17 protein-coding genes and 1 other RNA gene are annotated in these 18908 nt (G+C 70.5%); 9 read left to right on the forward strand and 9 right to left on the reverse strand.

The window, feature by feature from the left end:
• Positions 1 to 85: 85 nt before the first annotated feature.
• The 6 genes from B1759_RS11940 (at position 86) to B1759_RS11970 (ending at position 7847) form a co-directional block, all read left to right on the forward strand.
• A complete protein-coding gene (locus B1759_RS11940; protein ID WP_095515306.1) occupies positions 86 to 937 on the forward strand; it encodes an SDR family oxidoreductase in 852 nt (283 codons plus the stop codon).
• Positions 938 to 1034: 97 nt separating this feature from the next.
• Positions 1035 to 2087 (forward strand): aldo/keto reductase, encoded by a 1053-nt coding sequence (locus B1759_RS11945; protein ID WP_095515307.1) that lies wholly within the window; start codon positions 1035 to 1037, stop codon positions 2085 to 2087.
• Between the two features lie 69 nt (positions 2088 to 2156).
• The gene (glpK, locus tag B1759_RS11950) at positions 2157 to 3656 is read left to right on the forward strand and encodes a glycerol kinase GlpK (protein WP_095515308.1); all 1500 of its coding nucleotides are present in this window, start codon (positions 2157 to 2159) and stop codon (positions 3654 to 3656) included.
• A gap of 83 nt (positions 3657 to 3739) precedes the next feature.
• The gene (locus tag B1759_RS11955; protein ID WP_198948843.1) at positions 3740 to 5308 is read left to right on the forward strand and encodes a glycerol-3-phosphate dehydrogenase/oxidase; all 1569 of its coding nucleotides are present in this window, start codon (positions 3740 to 3742) and stop codon (positions 5306 to 5308) included.
• Positions 5309 to 5310: 2 nt separating this feature from the next.
• Positions 5311 to 6015 (forward strand): SprT-like domain-containing protein, encoded by a 705-nt coding sequence (locus B1759_RS11960; RefSeq protein WP_095515309.1) that lies wholly within the window; start codon positions 5311 to 5313, stop codon positions 6013 to 6015.
• Positions 6016 to 6611: 596 nt separating this feature from the next.
• Positions 6612 to 7847, forward strand: coding sequence for an adenylate/guanylate cyclase domain-containing protein (locus B1759_RS11970; protein ID WP_095515311.1), 1236 nt, complete (start codon positions 6612 to 6614; stop codon positions 7845 to 7847).
• Between the two features lie 126 nt (positions 7848 to 7973).
• Here the strand turns inward: B1759_RS11970 and B1759_RS11975 are convergent, their stop codons facing one another.
• The 6 genes from B1759_RS11975 to B1759_RS12000 all read right to left on the reverse strand — a co-directional run bounded on the left by B1759_RS11975 (position 7974) and on the right by B1759_RS12000 (position 13132).
• Positions 7974 to 8651 (reverse strand): hypothetical protein, encoded by a 678-nt coding sequence (locus B1759_RS11975; protein ID WP_095515312.1) that lies wholly within the window; start codon positions 8649 to 8651, stop codon positions 7974 to 7976.
• A complete protein-coding gene (locus B1759_RS11980) occupies positions 8648 to 9199 on the reverse strand; it encodes an RNA polymerase sigma factor (protein ID WP_198948844.1) in 552 nt (183 codons plus the stop codon). The genes B1759_RS11975 and B1759_RS11980 overlap by 4 nt, the downstream gene beginning before the upstream one ends.
• Before the next feature lie 8 nt (positions 9200 to 9207).
• Complete coding sequence (locus B1759_RS11985; protein ID WP_143537368.1) at positions 9208 to 11055, reverse strand: CIA30 family protein; 1848 nt, start codon at positions 11053 to 11055, stop codon at positions 9208 to 9210.
• A 152-nt stretch (positions 11056 to 11207) separates the two neighbouring features.
• Positions 11208 to 11669: a hypothetical protein gene (locus tag B1759_RS11990; RefSeq protein ID WP_143537369.1), complete on the reverse strand. Its 462-nt coding sequence runs from the start codon at positions 11667 to 11669 to the stop codon at positions 11208 to 11210.
• A 581-nt stretch (positions 11670 to 12250) separates the two neighbouring features.
• Positions 12251 to 12626: a transfer-messenger RNA gene (gene ssrA, locus B1759_RS11995) on the reverse strand.
• 62 nt (positions 12627 to 12688) lie between these two features.
• Positions 12689 to 13132, reverse strand: a complete 444-nt coding sequence (locus B1759_RS12000; RefSeq protein ID WP_095515316.1) for a hypothetical protein — start codon at positions 13130 to 13132, stop codon at positions 12689 to 12691.
• A gap of 740 nt (positions 13133 to 13872) precedes the next feature.
• Here B1759_RS12000 and B1759_RS12005 point away from each other — a divergent pair.
• The 3 genes from B1759_RS12005 to udk all read left to right on the forward strand — a co-directional run bounded on the left by B1759_RS12005 (position 13873) and on the right by udk (position 15856).
• Positions 13873 to 14193: a YtxH domain-containing protein gene (locus tag B1759_RS12005; protein WP_095515317.1), complete on the forward strand. Its 321-nt coding sequence runs from the start codon at positions 13873 to 13875 to the stop codon at positions 14191 to 14193.
• Between the two features lie 54 nt (positions 14194 to 14247).
• Positions 14248 to 15159, forward strand: a complete 912-nt coding sequence (locus tag B1759_RS12010; protein WP_198948845.1) for a YaaA family protein — start codon at positions 14248 to 14250, stop codon at positions 15157 to 15159.
• Between the two features lie 70 nt (positions 15160 to 15229).
• A complete protein-coding gene (udk, locus tag B1759_RS12015) occupies positions 15230 to 15856 on the forward strand; it encodes a uridine kinase (RefSeq protein WP_095515319.1) in 627 nt (208 codons plus the stop codon).
• A 35-nt stretch (positions 15857 to 15891) separates the two neighbouring features.
• Here the strand turns inward: udk and B1759_RS12020 are convergent, their stop codons facing one another.
• The 3 genes from B1759_RS12020 to B1759_RS12030 form a co-directional block, all read right to left on the reverse strand.
• Positions 15892 to 16638, reverse strand: coding sequence for a type III pantothenate kinase (locus tag B1759_RS12020; protein WP_158225232.1), 747 nt, complete (start codon positions 16636 to 16638; stop codon positions 15892 to 15894).
• Positions 16639 to 16730: 92 nt separating this feature from the next.
• Positions 16731 to 17990 (reverse strand): hemolysin family protein, encoded by a 1260-nt coding sequence (locus tag B1759_RS12025; RefSeq protein ID WP_095515321.1) that lies wholly within the window; start codon positions 17988 to 17990, stop codon positions 16731 to 16733.
• Between the two features lie 60 nt (positions 17991 to 18050).
• On the reverse strand, positions 18051 to 18833 hold the full coding sequence (locus tag B1759_RS12030) for an enoyl-CoA hydratase/isomerase family protein (protein WP_095515322.1): 783 nt from the start codon (positions 18831 to 18833) through the stop codon (positions 18051 to 18053).
• Between the last annotated feature and the right edge of the window lie 75 nt (positions 18834 to 18908).

Consider the following 18908-nt stretch of genomic DNA (forward strand, 5'->3'; position numbering starts at 1 on the left):
CTGGGAAGGGGTCTCAGGTATTTGGTTGTTCAAACGAACAAATGGGGTGCCGCGGCATTTACCGGGCCGATCCACCTCTGCTGCCATGCCCACCTACGCCGTCACCGGCTCCACCGGCCACCTCGGCCGTCTCGTCATCGCCAATCTCCTGGCCCGCGTCCCCTCCGACGAGATCGTTGCCCTCGCCCGCACGCCGTCGAAGGGGGCAGATCTCGGAGTCACCGTCCGCACGTTCGACTACGACCGTCCAGAGACGCTGCCGCCCGCGCTGGAGGGCGTCGATCGGCTCCTGCTCATCTCGGCCAGTGAGGTTGGGAAGCGCGTCCCGCAGCACCAGGCCGTGATCGATGCGGCGAAGGCCGCGGGCGTGAGCCTGATCGTCTACACGAGTGTCCTCCACGCGCCGGACTCGCTGCTCGGGTTGGCTGACGAACACCGCCAGACCGAGGCGGCGCTGGCCGAGAGCGGCGTGCCCTTCGCGCTCCTCCGCAACGGCTGGTACACCGAGAACTACACCGGCTCCATCGGCGCTGCCGTCGAGCACGGCGTCGTGTTGGGCAGCGCGGGGGACGCCCGCGTGACGCCCGCCACCCGAGCCGACTACGCCGCTGCCGCCGCGGTCGTGCTGACGGCCGACGACCCGGCCGGGCAGACGCTGGAGCTGGCCGGCGATGAGGCGTTCACGATGGCCGAGTACGCCGCCGAAGTGGCCCGCCAGTCGGGCCGCGAGGTCGCGTACCAGGACCTGCCGGAGGAGGACTACCGGGCCGCGCTGGAGCGCATCGGACTTCCCGGGCCGGTCGCCGGCATGATCGCTCAGTCGGACGCCGCCGCCGGTCAGGGCGCACTCTACGACGACGGCCGGGCGCTCAGCCGCCTGATCGGTCGTCCGACCACGCCGCTGGCGGACGCTGTCGCCGCCGCGCTGGCCGCCTGACTCCGCCCGCCTCGGCCGCTCCATGGGCGCACCGAGGCGGAGGCGGCGAACCGTGACGGGACTCGGTGGTGAGACACCCACACTCTCCACCATGCCCATGGAATACCGTCAGCTCGGCCGCTCCGGCCTCAAGGTCTCCGAGATCTGTTTCGGCGCGATGACCTTCGGCGAGGGCTTCTACGGCATCGGAGAGGTCTCCGACCAGGAGGGCGCCGACCGCCTCGTCCACGCCGCCCTCGACGCGGGCGTCACCTTCTTCGACACGGCCGACGTGTACTCGCGGGGACAGTCCGAGACCATCCTCGGGCAGTCGCTCCGGAACAGCTCGGTGCCGCGCGAGCAGGTCGTGATCGCGACCAAGGTGCGTGGCTCCATGAGCGATGCCGCTGCGCAGGGCACAGGCGACGTCAACAACGTCGGGCTGTCGCGGTCGCACATCTTCGACAGTTGCGACGCCAGCCTGAAGCGCCTCGGCGTGGACCACATCGACCTGTATCAGGTCCACGGCTGGGACCCGGTGACGCCCATCGAAGAGACCATGGGCGCGCTGGCCGACCTCGTCCGCATGGGCAAGGTGCGCTACCTGGGCGTGTCCAACTACGCCGTTCGCCACATCATGCGCGCCAACGCCGTTGCCGACCGCGACGGCGGGCCGCGCTTCGTCAGCCTGCAGGCGTACTACAGCCTCGTCGGGCGCGATCTGGAGCACGAACTGATCGACACGGCCGTGGAGGAGGGGCTGGGCATCATGGTCTGGAGCCCGCTCGCGGGCGGTTTCCTGACCGGCAAGTACCGTCGCGCCCAGGACGACCCGGAGGGCTCGCGCCGGACGACGTTCGACTTCCCGCCGATCGACAAGGAAAAGGCCTACGACGCCGTCGAGGCGCTCGACGCGATGGCCGAGGCGAAGGGCGCCACCATCCCGCAGCTCGCGCTGGCGTGGCTGCTCCAGCGGCGCGGCGTGACAAGTGTCATCATCGGCACCAAGAAGCCCGCCCAGCTGGACGACAACCTGGGCGCCACGCCGGTCGCGTTCACCGCCGACGAGCTGGCGACGCTCGACGCGATCACCGCGCCGGAGCGGCTCTACCCGCAGTGGATGGTGGACCGCCAGTCGCGCGACCGGCAGGCCGTCTCGGCCAGCGCGTAGCCGCCCGGCCTGCCTCGGCGGGCGCACCACGACAGGGCGATATGTTGAGGGCTCGCCGCTTCGTCCGCCATGCCCTACGTCCTCGCCCTCGACCAGGGCACCACCAGCTCCCGCGCCATCCTGTTCGACCGGAGGGGCCAGATCCACGCCGTCGCCCAGAAGGAGTTCACGCAGCACTTTCCCCAGCCGGGCTGGGTGGAGCACGACCCGACCGAGATCTGGTCGTCCCAGATCAGCGTGGCGGCCGAGGTGCTGTCGAGCGCGGGCGTCCGGGCGCGCGACGTGGCAGCCATCGGCATCACCAACCAGCGCGAGACGACGGTCGTGTGGGACCGCGCGACCGGGCAGCCGGTCCACAACGCCATCGTCTGGCAGGACCGGCGGACGGCCGCCTTCTGCGACCAGCTCAAAGCGGGCGGCCACGCGCCGACCATCCGCGCCAAGACGGGACTCGTGGTGGACAGCTACTTCTCGGGCACCAAGGTCCGCTGGATCCTCGACCACGTCGAGGGCGCCCGCCAGCGTGCCGAGGCGGGCGAACTGGCCTTCGGGACCGTCGACAGCTGGCTCGTCTGGAACCTGACCGACGGCGCCGAGCACCTGACGGACGTGACGAACGCGTCGCGGACGATGCTCTTCGACATCCACACGGGCGACTGGGACGACAAACTGCTCGGCATCCTGGGGGTGCCGCGGGCGATGCTGCCTGAGGTCCGGTCGTCGAGCGAGGTCTACGCCGAGACGCACCGCGACCTGTTCGCCTCGCCCATCCCCATCGCGGGCATCGCGGGCGACCAGCAGGCGGCCACGTTCGGCCAGCGGTGCACCACGCCGGGCATGGCGAAGAACACCTACGGCACGGGCTGCTTCATGCTGATGCACACCGGCACGGAGCCGGTGGCCTCGGAGAACCAGTTGCTCACGACCGTCGCCTGGAAGCTGGGCGACGCGCCGATGGAGTATGCGCTGGAGGGCAGCGTCTTCATCGGCGGCGCGGTCGTGCAGTGGCTCCGCGACGGGCTCGGCATCATCCGCTCGTCGGGCGAGGTGGAGGCGCTGGCGCGGAGCGTGGACGACACGGATGGCGTCTACCTCGTGCCGGCGTTCGCGGGGCTCGGGGCGCCGCACTGGGACCCGTACGCGCGTGGCACCATCGTCGGCCTCACGCGCGGGACGGTGGCGGGCCACATCGCGCGGGCGGCGCTGGAGGGCATCGCCTTTCAGGTGGCCGACGTGCTGGAGGCGATGGAGAAGGACGCAGGCATCGAGGTAAAGGAGCTGCGCGTCGACGGCGGCGCGGCGCGCAACGACCTGCTGATGCAGATCCAGTCCGACCTGCTCCAGGCGCCGACCGTCCGCCCGGCGGTCACGGAGACGACGGCGCTCGGGGCGGCCTACCTGGCGGGTCTCGCGGTCGGCTTCTGGGCGGATGGCGACGAGATCTCGGCGCAGTGGGCCGTCGATCGCCACTTCGAGCCGGAGATGGCCGCCGCCGCCGCCGCCCGCCTCCGCGCCGGGTGGAACCGCGCCCTCGACCGTGCGGGGGGCTGGGCGGAGGAGGGGGCGTGAGAACGTCGTCCCTCGCCTTGAGCCGGACCCCATGTCGCGTATCGCGTGTTGCGTGACCTACGCAACACGCAACACCGCTCGCCATGACCCGCGACACGATGCTCTCCGCGCTCCAGGGCGCGACCGACCCCTGGGACCTCGTCATCGTCGGCGGTGGCGCGACCGGGCTGGGGTGCGCCATCGAGGCCGCCTCGCGCGGATACCGGACGCTCCTGCTGGAGCAGGACGACTTCGCAAAGGGCACCTCCAGCCGGTCGACGAAGCTGGTCCATGGCGGCGTGCGGTACCTCCGCCAGGGCAACGTGTCGCTGGTGCTGGAGGCGTTGAAGGAGCGCGGGCGGCTGCTCCACAACGCGCCGCACCTCGTCCACGACCTCGCGTTCGTCGTTCCCAACTACGCGTGGTGGGAGGGGCCGTTCTACGGCGTCGGAATGCGGGTCTACGACCTGATGGCGGGGCGCTCTGGCTTCGGCCGCAGCAAGAACCTGTCGAAGGAGGAGACGCTGGAACGCCTGCCGACCCTCGAACCCGACGGGCTGGACGGCGGCGTGGTCTACTACGACGGCCAGTTCGACGACGCGCGGCTGGCGATCAACATGGCGCAAACGGCGGCGGACCAGGGGGCGGTTCTGCTCACGTACTGCGAGGTCACGGGGCTGGTGAAGGAGGGGATGGAGGTCGTCGGCGTCGAGGCGCGCGACCGGGAAACGGGCGCCGAGCACACGATCCGGGCTCGCGTGGTGATCAACGCGACCGGCGTGTGGACCGACACCGTCCGCCGGATGGACGACCCGGCGGTACGGCCGATGATGCAGGCCAGCCAGGGCGTCCATATCGTGCTCGACAAGAGCTTCCTGCCCGGCGACCACGCGATCATGGTCCCCAAGACCGACGACGGGCGCGTGCTCTTCGCCATCCCGTGGCACGACGTGGTGGTGATCGGGACGACCGACACGCCGGTCGAGACGGCCGACCTGGAGCCCCGGCCGCAGCAGCAGGAGATCGACTTCCTGCTCCGCCACACGGCGCGCTATCTCACCAAGGACCCAACTCCGGCCGACGTCAAGAGCGTCTTCGTCGGCCTGCGCCCGCTCGTGGCCGACCCCGATGCCGAGGGAGGCACGGCGGCGCTCTCGCGCGACCACGTCCTCCACATCGCCGACTCCGGGCTGGTCACCATCACGGGCGGCAAGTGGACGACGTACCGGAAGATGGCCGAGGACACCATCGACCAGGCGGCGATGCTGGCCGGGCTCGACGACCAGCCGTCGGTCACGGCGACGCTCCAACTCCACGGCGCCCACGCGCACGCCGAGGTCTTCGGCGACCTCGCGGCCTACGGCGCCGACGCGCCCGAACTCCAGGCGTTGATCCGCGAGGATGCTCGCCTCGGGGACCGTCTGCACCCGGACCGCCCCGTCGTCGCCGGCCAGGTGGTGTGGGCGGCGCGAGAGGAGATGGCGCGGACCGTAGAGGACGTGCTGGCCCGCCGCACGCGCGAACTGTTGCTCGATGCCCGCGCGTCGATCGCGATGGCCCCCCGCGTCGCGTCGCTCCTGGCCGAGGAGTTGGGCCGTGACGCCGACTGGGAGGCCGCACAGGTGGAGGCGTACAGGGCGATCGCGACCGGCTACCTCCTGGCCGACGCCTGACCGTGCCGAGCCTCGATGACACGCTCGTCCTCGCCGACCGGTTGATGGACGCCCTCGGTCGCGACCTCCTCGGCGAGCCGCTGCAGGCTCGTGGCTGGAGCGTGGGCCTGGATCGTGCTCGGCGTCGGCTGGGGGCGTGCCACACAGGCAAGAAGCGGATCACCGTCTCGGCGCACCTGATGCCGTCGCTGCCGCCGGAGGAGGTGGAGGACACCCTCCGCCACGAGATCGCGCACGCCATCGATCACGAGCGGCGCGGGAGGACCAACCACGACCGCGTCTGGAAAACGCTCGCCGTCGCCTGCGGCGCCCGTCCCGAGCGGACGTTCAAGGGGGACCTGCCCGACGACAGCATTGAGGCGGCATACCGAGCCGTCTGCCCGTCGTGTGGGGCGACCTCAGGGATGCACCGCCAGCCGATCCACGCGTGTCGCTGCCGGGCTTGCTACGCGGCAAGGCGGCCGGCCTACCTCGCGGTGACGCACGCGGCTTCCGGTAGGGTCATCTGGCCAGGCGGAGCGACGCCGGGCGTCTTCGGAGGCTGGGTCGGCGTCGAGGCGACGTGTCCGGGCTGCGGCGTCACGGTCCGCCGCGCGCGGACGCCGAGGCGGGCGATGGCATGCGGTGCGTGCTGCCAGCGCCACGCGGGCGGGCGCTTCGACGAGCGGTTCCGGCTGACGTTCAGGGGGGCGAGGCAGGAACGCTAAATCGGAGACGGGTGCACTTTCACCCCCGCCCGCCGGACGGACAGAACTGATAAGAAAGGCCCGCCCCATCACTGTCCGCGTGGTCTTGGGCCAGGGGCTCGCCTGCGTCTCGCTCGGCGTCCATGTGAAGGCGGAAGAGTGAGCGGGAGGCGTCGCGGATCAACGACCTCACGGCCGGGGGGCGCCCACGATCTCCGGGACCCGCTCGACTTCGTCACGGGCCTCGGGCTCAGCCTCGCCCACGACATTGTAGACACAGGCCTCGGCGGGGCGCTCGCGGTCGATCGCGTCGAGGGGGAGGGCTCGACGTCGGTCCTTCGGCTCCCGTAGAGCGTCCTGTCCAGGGCGACACCCCGCGCTGAGGCGGTCTCTCGCGTGCTCTTCCGCGCGGTCTCCGTTTATTCCACCGCAGGACGCTCTCCGCCACGGCACAGTGATCGCGTGGGCCAGACGCATCCACACGCCTTTCGGTCGCATGTCCCACCTCGCGTCGCCCCCGCTCTCCCGGTTCCCGAGTCTCTCGGAGCCGTCGTCGCTGTGCTCGTCGCCGCGCGACGCCTTCGACATCTACGCCCACCCCCGAGAGGCAACGTGACATGAGCACCTGGCTCTCCCCCAACGCCCGGCGCACGATCCGCCGCGTCGTCCCCTTCGGGGTGATCTGGTTTCTGGTGGACCACGTGTTCTCGGTCTCGAACTACGCGGCGGTCGGGAGCTTCTCGGCCGATTCCCACGAGGCCATCCAACTCGACGCCGGGATCTACGTCTTCGCCAGCCTGGCGTCCGTGGCCGTCGGGTGCCTCGTCGGAGTCGTCGAGCTGCTGTTCCTGAACCGGGCTTTCGCCACGAGGAGCCTCGGGGCCAAGCTGGTGGGGAAGACGCTGTTCTACGTCGCCTTCCTGACCGTCGTCGTCGTCGTCTTGTATCCCATCGCAGCGGCGATGGAGATGGGGACCGGGTTGAGCGACGCCCGCGTCTGGGAGCGCCTCGGGGCGTTCGCGGTCAGCATGGAGAGCCTGAGCACGGGCGTCCAGATCACGACGTCCCTCGTCGTCTCGCTGTTCTACGCCGAGATCAGCGAGCACCTGGGCGCCCGCGTCCTCACCAACTTCCTCACGGGGCGGTACCACACGCCGAAGCAGGAGCGGCGCGTGTTCCTCTTCTCGGACATGAAGTCCTCGACCGCGATCACGGAGCGGCTGGGGCACGCCCGCTACTTCGAGTTCCTCCGCGCCTACTACGACGCCCTCGCCGACGCGGTCGTCCGGCACGAGGGCGAGGTGTACCAGTACATCGGCGACGAGATCGTCGTGTCATGGCCGGAGGAGGCCGGGCTCCGCGACGCGAACAGCGTCCGGTGCGCGCTCGCGATGCGGGCGGCACTCCGGACGAGAGCGGGCTGGTTCGAGGAGCGGTTCGGCATTGCGCCGGACCTCCGGGCGGGGGTGCAGACCGGGGACGTGACGACGGGCGAGATCGGCGCCCTGAAGAAGGAGATCGTGTTCACCGGCGACGTGCTCAACCAGACGGCCCGGATCCAGGCGCTGTGCAAACCGCTCGGCGAGGACGTCCTCGTGGGCGACGCGCTGGCGGCGCGGCTCAAGGAGGCGGACGGATGGACGCTCCGGCCGGTCGGCGACCAGGTGCTCCGGGGGAAAGAGCAGCCGGTGGCGCTGTTCGCGGTGGACGTGCCGGAGGCGGAGGACGACGGCGCCCCCGCACCGCGGACCGGGCAGCCCGTGTCCGTGGCTGGGGGGCCCTCGCCTCACTCTCACGCCGCGGCGACGGCCTTGAGCATCCGGGAGAACGGCCGCGCGGGCTCGTCGAACTGATCGAGCGTCCCCACGACGTACAGGTCGCGTTCGGGGCTGTAGCAGGCCATTCGCGCCGTTCGCGCCCGAGTGGCCGATCAACTCGGGGGACCTTCGGGATACGCGCAACATGTCATCATCGCCGCGTCACGTGCGGAGGTCCCGTTCGAAGGCGGCCGCCTCGTCGGCGTGCTCGCGCGCGCGACGGAGGCTCCGCCCGGCGAGGTGGTCGGCCGTCCGGCGGAGCCACGGCGACGCCGCCACCCACTCGGGCCGCCGGTGAGCGACCCAGAGGCCGCCGCCGAGCACGGCCACGCCGAGCGCGAGGTTGGCGACGACCCAGGCGAGGCTCGTCCCGGCGACGAGGTCGACCCCGGCCGCCCACTCGGCCGCAACGACGAGGACGGGGAGCCAGACGAGCGGGGCCGCCAGCAGGACGTTCCGGACGACCCGGCTCCGGAGCGCGTTCAGCGCCGCGAGATGGCCCTGCACCTCGACGACCGGCGCGGCGAGGTCGAGCCGTCCCAGCCGTTCGAGCTGGCGGACCGTCGCGACCAGGTACGCGGCGCTCAGCGCCAGCAGGAGCGCGGCCGACGCGACGGCGGGCCATGGTGACGCCGCGTGCGTCGCGACAAACCAGGCGAGCAGGCCCGTCACGGCGCCGCTCCCGGCCACCTCCAGCCAGAGCGACCACCGGAGCGGGCCAAGCGCGGAGCGCGAGCGTCGGAGCGAGGCCTCGGCGCGCTGCTCGCGGTCCGCCGCGTCGCTCGCGTCGAGCCGCCGGTCGATCTCGTCGAGGGCGAGTTTGAGGTCGTCGAGCGTCATGGGAGGGGGGGGCGGTCTGTAAGGGAGGGCCCGGGTGCGAGGTCGGCCCGGATCTGCGTGCGGAGACGGCTCAGGCGCGTGCTCACGTTCGTGGCCGAGAGGCCGAGGACGTCGGCAACCTCGGCGTTGCGGTACCCCTCCAGGTGGAGCAGGAGGAGCGCGCGGTCGAACGCGCCCAGCCGGTCCACGACGCGGTAGAGGGCGCGGACGCGGTCGTCGTCGTCGGCCGAGAGCGTCGCGGCGTCGACGGGCTCGTGGTCGAGGGCGTCGTAGGACTCGACGGTCCGGTCGCGGAGGGCGGCCCGCCGGACGTGGGAGATGGCGACATTGAGGGCGACCCGGTAAGCCCACGTCGAGAACGGCCGGTCGGGGTCGTAGCGCCCGAAGGCGCGCCACAGGTGCTCGGTGATCTGCTGGGCGAGGTCGCGCTGGTCCTCGGGATGGCGGCAGTACGTCGCCGCCACCTTGCGAACGATCCCGTGGTGCCGGTCGAGGAGGGCCTCGAACCGGGCCTGCGGCGAGTCGTCCGGAGAGCGAGAGAAAAGCACAGAGAGGATCATCGCTCGTCTCGGTACCACTCGATGGACTCTACATCGTACGCCACCTCGGCCGCCTTCATCCCCCCCGACGACAGCGCCACGGCGAGCACGCGGCGGCCCGTCCACGGGACCTGCGCCGACCAGAGCTGATGGAACCCGGAGAACGGGAGGACCAACTCCTGCGCCGTCGCGCTCGGCTCCAGGACGACAGCGTGGTAATCGACGGTGCCGACATCGGCGGTCTGGAGCTTGAGCGCGAGCGGCCCGCTCAGCGCGCGGAGACGGACGCGGACGCCATCCCAGCCGGACACGTCGCGCGGAACGCCCGTGGCGTCGAGCGGAAGGACGAGCTCAACGAACCCGATGCCCGCCGGGCCCGGCCGAAGCGACGCCTCGACGCGGAGCACACCGTCCGAGACCGCAGTCTCGATCTCCGAGGTGCCGCCGATCGCCTCGTCGGTCACGACGCGCCACGCGGTCCCGAGCGTGCTCGCGAGGGTCTCCGAGGCGAAGTCGTCCACGAGGGGGGCGGTCAGCGGCTCCGCCGGGAGCGGGCCGAGCAGGGCCTCGCGGTCGACCACGCGGCCGTTTGACACGACGAACTCGACGTCCTGCGTCCGGCGCACGTCGTCGAGCGGTGAGGCCGCGAGGACGACGAGGTCGGCCCGGTCGCCGACCCGGAGCCCGACCCGCCGGCCGAGGAACGCGCCCGCCTCGGTCGTGGCCGCGGCCAGCGCTTCGCGGGGCGTGAGCCCGGCCTCGACGAGGAGCGCCAGCTCGTGGTGGAGCGAGAACCCCTGGATCGTCCCGAGGACGCCCGCGTCGGTCCCGGCGAGGACGGGGACGCCCGCCCGGTGCAGCTCCCGGACGGCGGCGAGGCGGCCGGCCCGTTCCTCGCGTTGCCGCTCGGCGATGGCTTGGAACTCGGGTCCGAGCGGGGCCGAGTACCCCGCGACGACCGAAGGCGAGACGACAGCCGCGAGCAACGGCGCGTCGCGCCACGGGCGGGTCGTGAGGTCGGAGAGCCCCAACTCGCCCGCCAGGGCGGGGATGGCGACGGTGCCGTGCGTCCGCATCGCCTCCACGACGGCGTCGGGCACGGGTGCGGGGGGGAGGTGCGTCACGGCCGACGCGTCCGCCCGAACGACGTCGACCACGCCTGCCCACGAGTCGACGTGTACGACCGTCTGGAGCCCGAGCGCGCGGGCGGCCTCGACGACGGCCTCCATCGTCGGCCGGTCCATCGACACGAACGAGCCGTCTGGGGTCGTGTACGCCAGCTTGACCACGTCCGGGCGGCGCTCGGCGAGCGCCGCGACGACGCGCCGCGCCTCGTCCGGCGTCGCGACGGTCCGCGTGGGCAGGCCTATCTGGGTGCCGTAGCCTCCGGGCGCGGTGAGCAGCGGCCCCGCGGCGTGGACGTCGGCGGCGTCTCGTCTCTCAGACCCGGTCGCAGCGCGCTGGCGGTCGCGGAGGGCGAAGATGGCGTCCTCGTCGGCGAACAGGTCGAGGAACCCGGTCACCCCAGCATAGAGCATCCGCCGGGCGGCCCCCTCGGTGCCGAGCGTCTCGACGCCGGATGGGGAGAGGTTGCCGTAGCTGTGGACGTGGAGGTCGACGAGGCCGGGGAGCACGGCGCGCCCCGCGACGTCGAGTCTGGGGCCGTCGTACTCCGCCGGCGGAGCGTCGAGGACGGCGGCGACCGTGTCCCCTCGGAGCAGGAGCGCCCCCGTCCTGGCCGCGTCGGTGCGGGGATCGACGAGGCGCGCGTTGAAGAGGAGCAGTTCGCCGGAGGGCGGCGGGGGCTGCGCGGCGAGGGGGCCGGCGAAGAGCAGGAGGGCGAACGCGGTCTGGAGTCGGAGCACGAGAGGGTGGGCGGATGTACCCGTGGTTCGCACGAGGCCCGGAATCGTCACACGGGCCGACAGCCTGCCTCAGGCAGATGCGCCAACCGACCGCAGGTAGATCGCCCACCGGCTCAGCGCCTGCTTGCCGCTCCCTCGTCTCTTCCCTCCGATCAACCGTCTCGCTTCGGCAGGGCTTTCGCGAGCCCGACCGCGCCGGCGACAATCAGGATGACCATCCCGACCGCCCACCAGCTGTACGGCATCTCGAGGAAGACCTCCCCCGTCACCGCTGCGATGACCAGGCCGGCGACGGCCGTCAGAATCGTGGCGAGCGCTCCGGTGATGCGTTGCCAGGGCGGCAGGCCGTACCCGCTGAACCACCGGTCTACCCAGGCGGTCGCGTCCCGAGTCGGGTCGCCGGAGGTAGGAGGAGGCGGGACTACCTCGCCCGAGTAGCCGTGTCGGATGCCCCCCCACACCAGGCCCCCCACCGTGACCGCTCCGTACACGACGGGCATCCAGTACCACGCGTCGAAGCGCGCCCCCGCCCGAGCGGCCAGGACCGCGCCGACGAGGGCGAGACCGGCGCTGACGAGCATCAGAAATGCTCCGATCCGGGCTCGAGTAAACACGGTCACAATGGACATCATGAGGGGGCTGTCAACCCGTTCGTGAACGGCACGACGGGCTGGCGTTCAGCGACCTGCGGCCGGTAGCGGTACGATCAAAGCTACGCGGCTGGCGCCGTTGTGGTAGTCGATGAGGCGATGCCACCGGGCTCGCGGAGGCCTATATCAGGGACCTGAGGTGGCCGCCCGTTTAGCGGCCCCTTTCGCCAGCAACAGAGCCAACCCCCTGTACCCGCGTCGGCGCCGCCGGCTCGACCGAACAGCCCACTTGGGAAACAGCGTCTGACAACCGCGCAGTTGTTAGTTGTCGGAGTCTCAGGCTGAGTGAGGGGCCGGGCGGCAGGAGGTAGAGCCGTTGACTGGCCCACAGAGGGGCGCACCGCGTCGGCGTATATGAGCCCGACGCCGAATATATTCGCCCGGTGTCATTCTGTATCTAATAATCTGTATTAAATATTGATTTGATGTATTTGTATGCGCAAATTATATGAAAGGATGTTTCTGTAGGGTTGGATATGCGCGAAGACTATTAAAACGAAGAAGGCCCGTATCCGGTTGCTAGGCAACCAGATACGGGCTTCCGGGGGTGGAGATGCCGGGAGTCGAACCCGGGTCCGAGAGACGCTACAGTCCAGGCGTCTACGAGCGTAGTCAACGCTTTAAGGGTCTTTGTCCGTCCGGCGTGGCCCGCTGACGGGCTTCCGGGTGGACGCAGGCTGATTAGATCTCGTCCGTCGGGCTCAGCCGGAGCCTTCGGGACCAGCTCACTCTAGTCGGTGCCTCGCGAAGCGATAGTGAGCGTCCGCTCCGCGAGACAGCTAGCGGCGTGTTTACGCGGCCAGCGAGTAGGAGTAGTCGTTCGCAGCTACAATTGCGGTCCAATGGGTCTTGCGGGCGTATTGGACACCACCCGGCGCGCAGCCTGCCGCACACGTCTCTCGTCGAAACCGTGTCATCCCCAAAGAACAGTCAGGGCCGAGGCCGCTGAGGAAGAGACAACGTACGCACACTCGGCAGGGTGCCTACTCCGTCGCGTCTTCATCCCGGTCGCGGGGCGTCCCGAGGGGGACCAGGCCGCGCTCGGAGAGGGCTTCGGACAGCGGACCCAGCACCGCCTGGCGGAGCGTGCCGTCGAGCGCATACACCTTCGTCCGCCCCCCGAAGAGGAGGGACCGGCGCTCCCCCCGGACGTACACCCGGACGAAGCCGCCGTCGAGCGGTACGAGGTCCAGCGCGGCCTCGGTCTTCGAGAACAGCCCTGTGTCGACGCGGCGTGGCGCAGTGCTCACGATGACCGAGTCGACGGATGGGGTGAGCGTCCAGCCGGCCGCCTCGGCAGCCTCGCGGAGGTGCGCCGTCACATCGGCCTGGTCTGCGCGGACCTCGTAATCGCGGTACGGCGGGCTGAACCGGGGCGCGCAGGCCGCCAGGGCGAGGAGGAGAGCGAGGAAGGCGAGTCGAACCATGACGTTCCGATGCTACCGCTTCCACTCGCCCGGCGCGAGGGACAAAAAAAAGCCGGGCGGACACGCTCACCCGTACGTGTCCGCCCGACGGTGCGCAGGCCGAAGCCGTGACGCGCACTTTGGTATCGCTCTTTCACGCCCCCTGCGTCATGCGCTCGTGGACGTGCTGGGTTTCCTGACAAGGGGCGTGCCATCCGCAGCCGGACGGCAAAATCTCTTCTCCTGCGAAGCCAGAGGCGGGCTCCTAGCGATAGAAAGCACCGCCCGTCTACTGTGCTGGACAGGTCTGTATCCGATTCGGTACGACCCTAAGGCTCGCTCTCGTTGCGAGTCGCTCTCAGAGTGCGTCAGAGGAGGCTTGAAGGGGAGCACGCGTGAAGCCTCGGTCAGAATCCCGCCCATGCGCCGTGTACGACCGCGACGGCTTTACCTTTGCTTTCTACGGCCTGACCAGACCTCATCACCCAACCCAACGGCCCCTATGCCCTGCGGTAAGAAGCGTAAGCGACACAAGATCGCGACCCACAAGCGGAAGAAGCGGCTCCGGAAGAACCGCCACAAGAAGAAGAACCGCTAGCGGTGGGCCGGGCGGGCGCCTCGCGCCTGCCTGCCGACGCGATCGGCACCTCTGTCAGGCCGTCCCCAGATCGGGGGCGGCCTGTTTCCGGTTGAGTCGGTCGGATCTCACGCCGCCCCGTTATCTTGCGTTGTCCAACGCCTCGGTCCCCCCACCTCCTCTCATGAGCCAGCGCACTCGAGCGGTCCGCGCCTCTCTCTTCGGTTTCCTCGTCGGCGGCGCGGCTGGCGTGACAGTCGGCCTTCTACTCGCGCCTGACGAAGGACGCCAACTCCGGCGCCGGGCAGCCTACCTGCTGGACCGCTGGGCGGGTGATCTCGCGGCGGTCGTGGACCGTCTCGACCGCGACGGGGCCTCCAGCGACGCCCGCGCCCGCGCCGATGCGCTGGTCGCCGACGCGCGTCAGCAGGCCGAGGACCTCCTCTCGGAGGCCGACGCGCTCATCAGCCAGGCCCGCCTCGGCCGGTCCGGCGACGGCGCCTAGCCGATCTCTTTTCCTTCTGCGCGTCTACGCGCGACCACTCCGGTACCGGCACTCGTGCGTTTTACGATTCTCCTCCCCAGCGCGGAGGGCAAGGCGACCGGGGGCAACCCCCTCGCCCCCGACATGTTCGACTATCGCTCGTCGAACACGTTCAACTACTTCTCGCAACTCAACCCCGAGCGTCGAGCACTCATCGATGCGCTCCAGACCCAGGTCCGGGACGGCAGTGATGAGGACCTGGCCAAGCTCTTCGGTGTCAAGGGCGACACGCTCCAGGAGGCCGTCAGCGTAAACCTCGACGTGTACCGCAGCCCGCTCATGGCGTCTGTGGACCGCTACGGGCCGGGTGTGATGTACGCCGCGATGGACTTCGCGGGACTGCCGACGGGCTCGCAGCGACGGCTGTTGGAGAACGGGGTCATCTTCTCGGGCCTCTTCGGTCTGCTCCGGCCCGACGACCTGATCCCGAACTACCGGCTCAAGATGGACGCCAAGGTGGAGGGCATCGGGAAGGTGGCGAACTACTGGAAGGTGCCCCTCTCGACAGCGCTCAACGACTTGGTGGCGGGCCATGCGGTCTGGAACCTTCTGCCGGGCTCCCACGAGGCGGCTTGGGATGACGCGGGCACCTACGGCCGGATGATCCGGGTCAAGTTCTACAAGGAAGATGAGACGGGCGAGCGCACGGCCGTCTCGCATGGCGTCAAGGAACTGCGCGGCGCTCTCGTGGCCCACATCGTCAACGAGACGGCGGACTCGATCGGCTCGCTCGACCTTTGGGAGCCGCCGGACGGCTACGAGGTCGACCACGACGCCTCCGAGATCGACGAGGCCGGGGGCGGGACCGTCGTGATGGTGTCCAGTCCGGGTTGGGAGAAGCGCCGGGCGTCGCGTCGCAAGGCCCGCGCCGAGGCCGAGGCGGAGGCTGCTGCCGCCCGCCGCGCCCGCGAAGAGGACGACGACTAGAGAGCCGTCAGGAGTCAGAGCCGACCGCCTGACCTGACGGCTGACATCTGATCACCGACGCCTTCTCACCATGTCCGTCGTCATCGGCATCGCCGGAGGGTCCGGCTCGGGCAAGACCACCGTCCAGCGCCGCGTCATGGAGCGGTTCGGGACGCGCCGGATCGCGCTGCTCGACCACGACGCCTACTACCGGCCGCTGGACCACCTCTCGCCGGAGCAGCGCGCACGCTTCAACTTCGACCACCCGGACGCGCTGGAGAGCGACCTGATGGTGGCCCACCTCGACCGCCTCATCGCGGGCGAGGCCGTCGAGAAGCCGACCTACTCGTTCGAGACGCATAGCCGGCTGGAGGCGACGCAGACCGTCGAGCCGCGCCCCGTCGTGTTGGTGGAAGGCATCCTCGTCCTCGCCGAGCCCGCCCTCCGGGAGCGGATGGATGTCAAGCTGTTCGTGGACGCCGCGCCCGACGTGCGGCTGATGCGCCGGATGGAGCGTGACCTGCACGAGCGGGGGCGCTCCGTGGAGTCGGTGCTCGAACAGTACCGGCGGACGGTGCGCCCGATGCATCTCGAGTTCGTGGAGCCTTCCAAGCGCCACGCCGACGTGATCATCCCCCGCGGGGGGCAAAACCAGGTGGCCATCGACATGGTGCTCGCACGGGTGCAGTCGCTGCTGGACCTCGACGCGCGCGGCTAAGTCGGTTGGGGGCGGTCTGAGCGTCGAGCCTGGATCTACCGGTCGGCGGAGCCGCTCAGGATCCGGACGCCGTCCAGCACCAGCGTCGGCTCGACGCGGTCCACCTCGGGGATGCGCTCGGCCAGCCAGCCAGCCCAGCCACCGGTGGCGATCACGAGCGCCTCGCCGCTGAGCGCGGCCTGCGTGCGGTGGAGAAGGCCCGCTACGCCGTCGACCACGAGGACACCGAGGCCAGCCTGGATGGCACCGACCGACGAGTCGCCGACGGGCAGGACGGCGTCCGGCCAGGGGACCTCGGGGAGTTGGCCGGTGCCGCGAGCCAGCGACCGCCGCAGGAGATCCGGGCCGGGCAGGATGGCGCCGCCGAGGTAGGCGGGCTCCGCCGACACCACCTCGGTCGTGAGGGTGGTCCCGGCGTCGAGCGCGATCACCGGCCCCCCCCGGGCGAGCGCGTGCGCGGCGACGGCCGCCGCCAGCCGGTCCGTCCCCAACGTGTGCGGCGTCGCGTACGCCATCCGGAAGGGGAGGGAGAGGTCGACCGAGACGACCAGCGGTGTGGTCCCCGTGAGAGCGGTCAGCACGTCCACCAGTGGCGGCGTCAACCTCGGCACGACGGAGCAGAGTCCGCTCGCCCCGACCTCGCCCGCCAGCTTTCCGAGGCGGGCCATCCAGACCTCGACCGATGCGTCGTCTGAGGGAAACCGGGTGACCTCAGACCACGCGCCATCCCACACCGCTGCCTTGACGGTCGTGTTGCCAACATCGAGGGCGAGGAAGGGCACAGCGTTCAAGAGCGTCGAGCGGGGTGGGTCACGGCGCCGCATCTGGCCGCTTCTGCCGAGTGCTGATTCGCTTTTCCCACGAACGCGACGACCTACAGCGACTCGATGCGGACGGCGTCGATGCGGTTGGGGCTGGCCTTGACGATGGTGAAGCGATGGCCTGCGTGGTCGAAGGCGTCGCGCTCGGCGGGGACGCTGCCCATGTGGGCGAGCACGAACCCGGCCACGGTGTCGAAGTCTCCCTCCTCCAACTCGATGCCCTCCTCCTCGGCGAGGGCCTCCAACTCGACGCGGCCGTGGACCAGCACCGTTCGGTCGTCCACGCGACGGATGGGCGCAGCGACGGGGTCGTGCTCGTCGCGGATGTCGCCGAAGAGCTCCTCCAGCAAGTCCTCCAGCGTCACGATGCCCGCCGTGCCGCCGTACTCGTCCACGGCGACCGCCAGCGTGGTGCCGCCCTGGAGGAAGTCGAACAGCAGGTCGCGCGCAGGCTTCGACTCCGGGACGACGCGGGCCGGGCGGAGGATGGAGCCCAGCGTCTCGGGCGCGTGGAAGAGGTCGTGCGCGAGGACCACGCCCACGATCCGGTCCACGTTCTCGCGGTAGACCGGCAGGCGGCTGTAGCCGGTGTCGATGAACGTCTTGCGGACCTCCTCGATGGTCGCGCCTTCCTCGACGGCCTTGATCTCGGTCCGCGGGATCATCGAGTCCTTGACGCGGAGGCTGCGGAGCTCGAACACGTTGGAGAGGATCTCCGACTCCTCCTCGTCGAGGTCGAGCGTGCCCGTCTCGCGGCTCTCCCGGATGACCAGTTCGAAGTCGCGCTGGAGGAACTGCTGCACGGTGCCTGCCTCGCCCTTCGCCATGCGCACGAACAGCCCGCTCACCCAGCCGGCGGCCTTGATGAACACCCAGAAGATGCCGTACGTCAGCTTCAGCGGTCCGGCGAGCACGAGCAGGACGCGGACCGGCGGCTGCCGCAGCAGCGACTTCGGAATCACCTCGCCGAGGACCAGCACCACCAGCGCCGCGATCACGGTCTGGGCGACGAGCACCCAGGGGCCGGGCTCCGCAAGGCCGAGCGCGCCCCCGAAGAAGGCTTCGAGCGGCGGCTCCAGCGCGAAGCTCATCAGCATCGAGTAGACCACCAGCGCGATGTTGTTGCCCACGAGTGTCGTGGTGAGCAACGTGCCGGGGTCGGCCAGGAAGTCCTGGACCACCTTGCCCATCCGGCCGGACTGGCGCGCGCGTGCCTCCGTCTTGAGCCGGTTCGCCGTCACGAACGCGATCTCCGAGCCGGAGAAGAACGCGCTCAGGGCGAGCATGAGCAGGATGAGGAGGAAGACGGTCATGGTGGGGTGAAGGGCGACCGGGAAGGGGTGAAGGGCTCGTCGCTCCTCACCCTTCGACCGCTACCTCCCTTGGAACTCCGGCGTCTGGCGCTCCAGGAAGGCCATCACGCCCTCCGCGAAGTCCTCGGTGGCGGCGCACTGGGCGAACAGGGCGGCTTCCTGCTGGAGCCCCTGTGGCATCGGCAGCTCTGCCGCGCGGAGGGCCTGGAGCGTCATGGCCACCGCGACGGGCGCCTTCGACGCGATCGTCAGCACGAACTGGCGGGCCGTCTCCAGCAGGTCCGCCTGGGGGACGACGCGGTTCACGAGGCCGATCTCGTAGGCGCGCTGCGCCGAGATCCGCTCGCCCGTCAGCAGCATCTCGGTCGCGATCCCGCGCCCGACGAGGCGCGGCAGGCGCTGCGTCCCGCCGAAGCCCGCGATCAGACCCAGCTGGACCTCGGGCTGGCCGAACTGCGCCGTCTCGGCGGCGACGCGGAGGTGGCAGGCCATCGCCAGCTCGCAGCCTCCGCCCAGCGCGAAGCCGTTGACGGCCGCGACGACCGGCTTGGGCGTGTTCTCGATGCTCGTGAACACCGCCTGCCCGCGTGCGGCGAACCGGTGGGCGTCGAGCGACTCCATGCCTGCGAACTCCGAGATGTCGGCCCCGGCGGCGAACGCCTTCTCGCCCGCGCCCGTGATCACGACGCCGCGGACATCGTCCTGACGGGCGAGCCGCAGCGCCTTCGACAGCTCGGCGACGAGCTGTTGGCTGAGCGCGTTGAGCGCGTCGGGCCGGTCGAGAGTGATCGTGAGGACGCCGTCGGCGTCGGTCTCCGTGCGGAGGGTCTGGAAGTCAGGCACGAGGGTGGGGGAGATGGGCAGTGGAAAACAGGAGCGGGCCGGCGGGAGGTCAATGGCGCCTCGGGGAGAGCGACG

Origin of the sequence: Rubrivirga sp. SAORIC476, from assembly GCF_002283555.1 — a bacterium.
GTDB lineage: Bacteria > Bacteroidota > Rhodothermia > Rhodothermales > Rubricoccaceae > Rubrivirga.

Coding starts and splice junctions, on each gene's coding strand:
- B1759_RS11940 (WP_095515306.1), top strand. CDS start 86: ATGCCCACCTACGCCGTCACCGGCTCCACCGGCCACCTCGGCCGTCTC.
- B1759_RS11945 (WP_095515307.1), top strand. CDS start 1,035: ATGGAATACCGTCAGCTCGGCCGCTCCGGCCTCAAGGTCTCCGAGATC.
- glpK (WP_095515308.1), top strand. CDS start 2,157: ATGCCCTACGTCCTCGCCCTCGACCAGGGCACCACCAGCTCCCGCGCC.
- B1759_RS11955 (WP_198948843.1), top strand. CDS start 3,740: ATGACCCGCGACACGATGCTCTCCGCGCTCCAGGGCGCGACCGACCCC.
- B1759_RS11970 (WP_095515311.1), top strand. CDS start 6,612: ATGAGCACCTGGCTCTCCCCCAACGCCCGGCGCACGATCCGCCGCGTC.
- B1759_RS11975 (WP_095515312.1), bottom strand. CDS start 8,651: ATGACGCTCGACGACCTCAAACTCGCCCTCGACGAGATCGACCGGCGG.
- B1759_RS12000 (WP_095515316.1), bottom strand. CDS start 13,132: ATGGTTCGACTCGCCTTCCTCGCTCTCCTCCTCGCCCTGGCGGCCTGC.
- B1759_RS12005 (WP_095515317.1), top strand. CDS start 13,873: ATGAGCCAGCGCACTCGAGCGGTCCGCGCCTCTCTCTTCGGTTTCCTC.
- udk (WP_095515319.1), top strand. CDS start 15,230: ATGTCCGTCGTCATCGGCATCGCCGGAGGGTCCGGCTCGGGCAAGACC.
- B1759_RS12025 (WP_095515321.1), bottom strand. CDS start 17,990: ATGACCGTCTTCCTCCTCATCCTGCTCATGCTCGCCCTGAGCGCGTTC.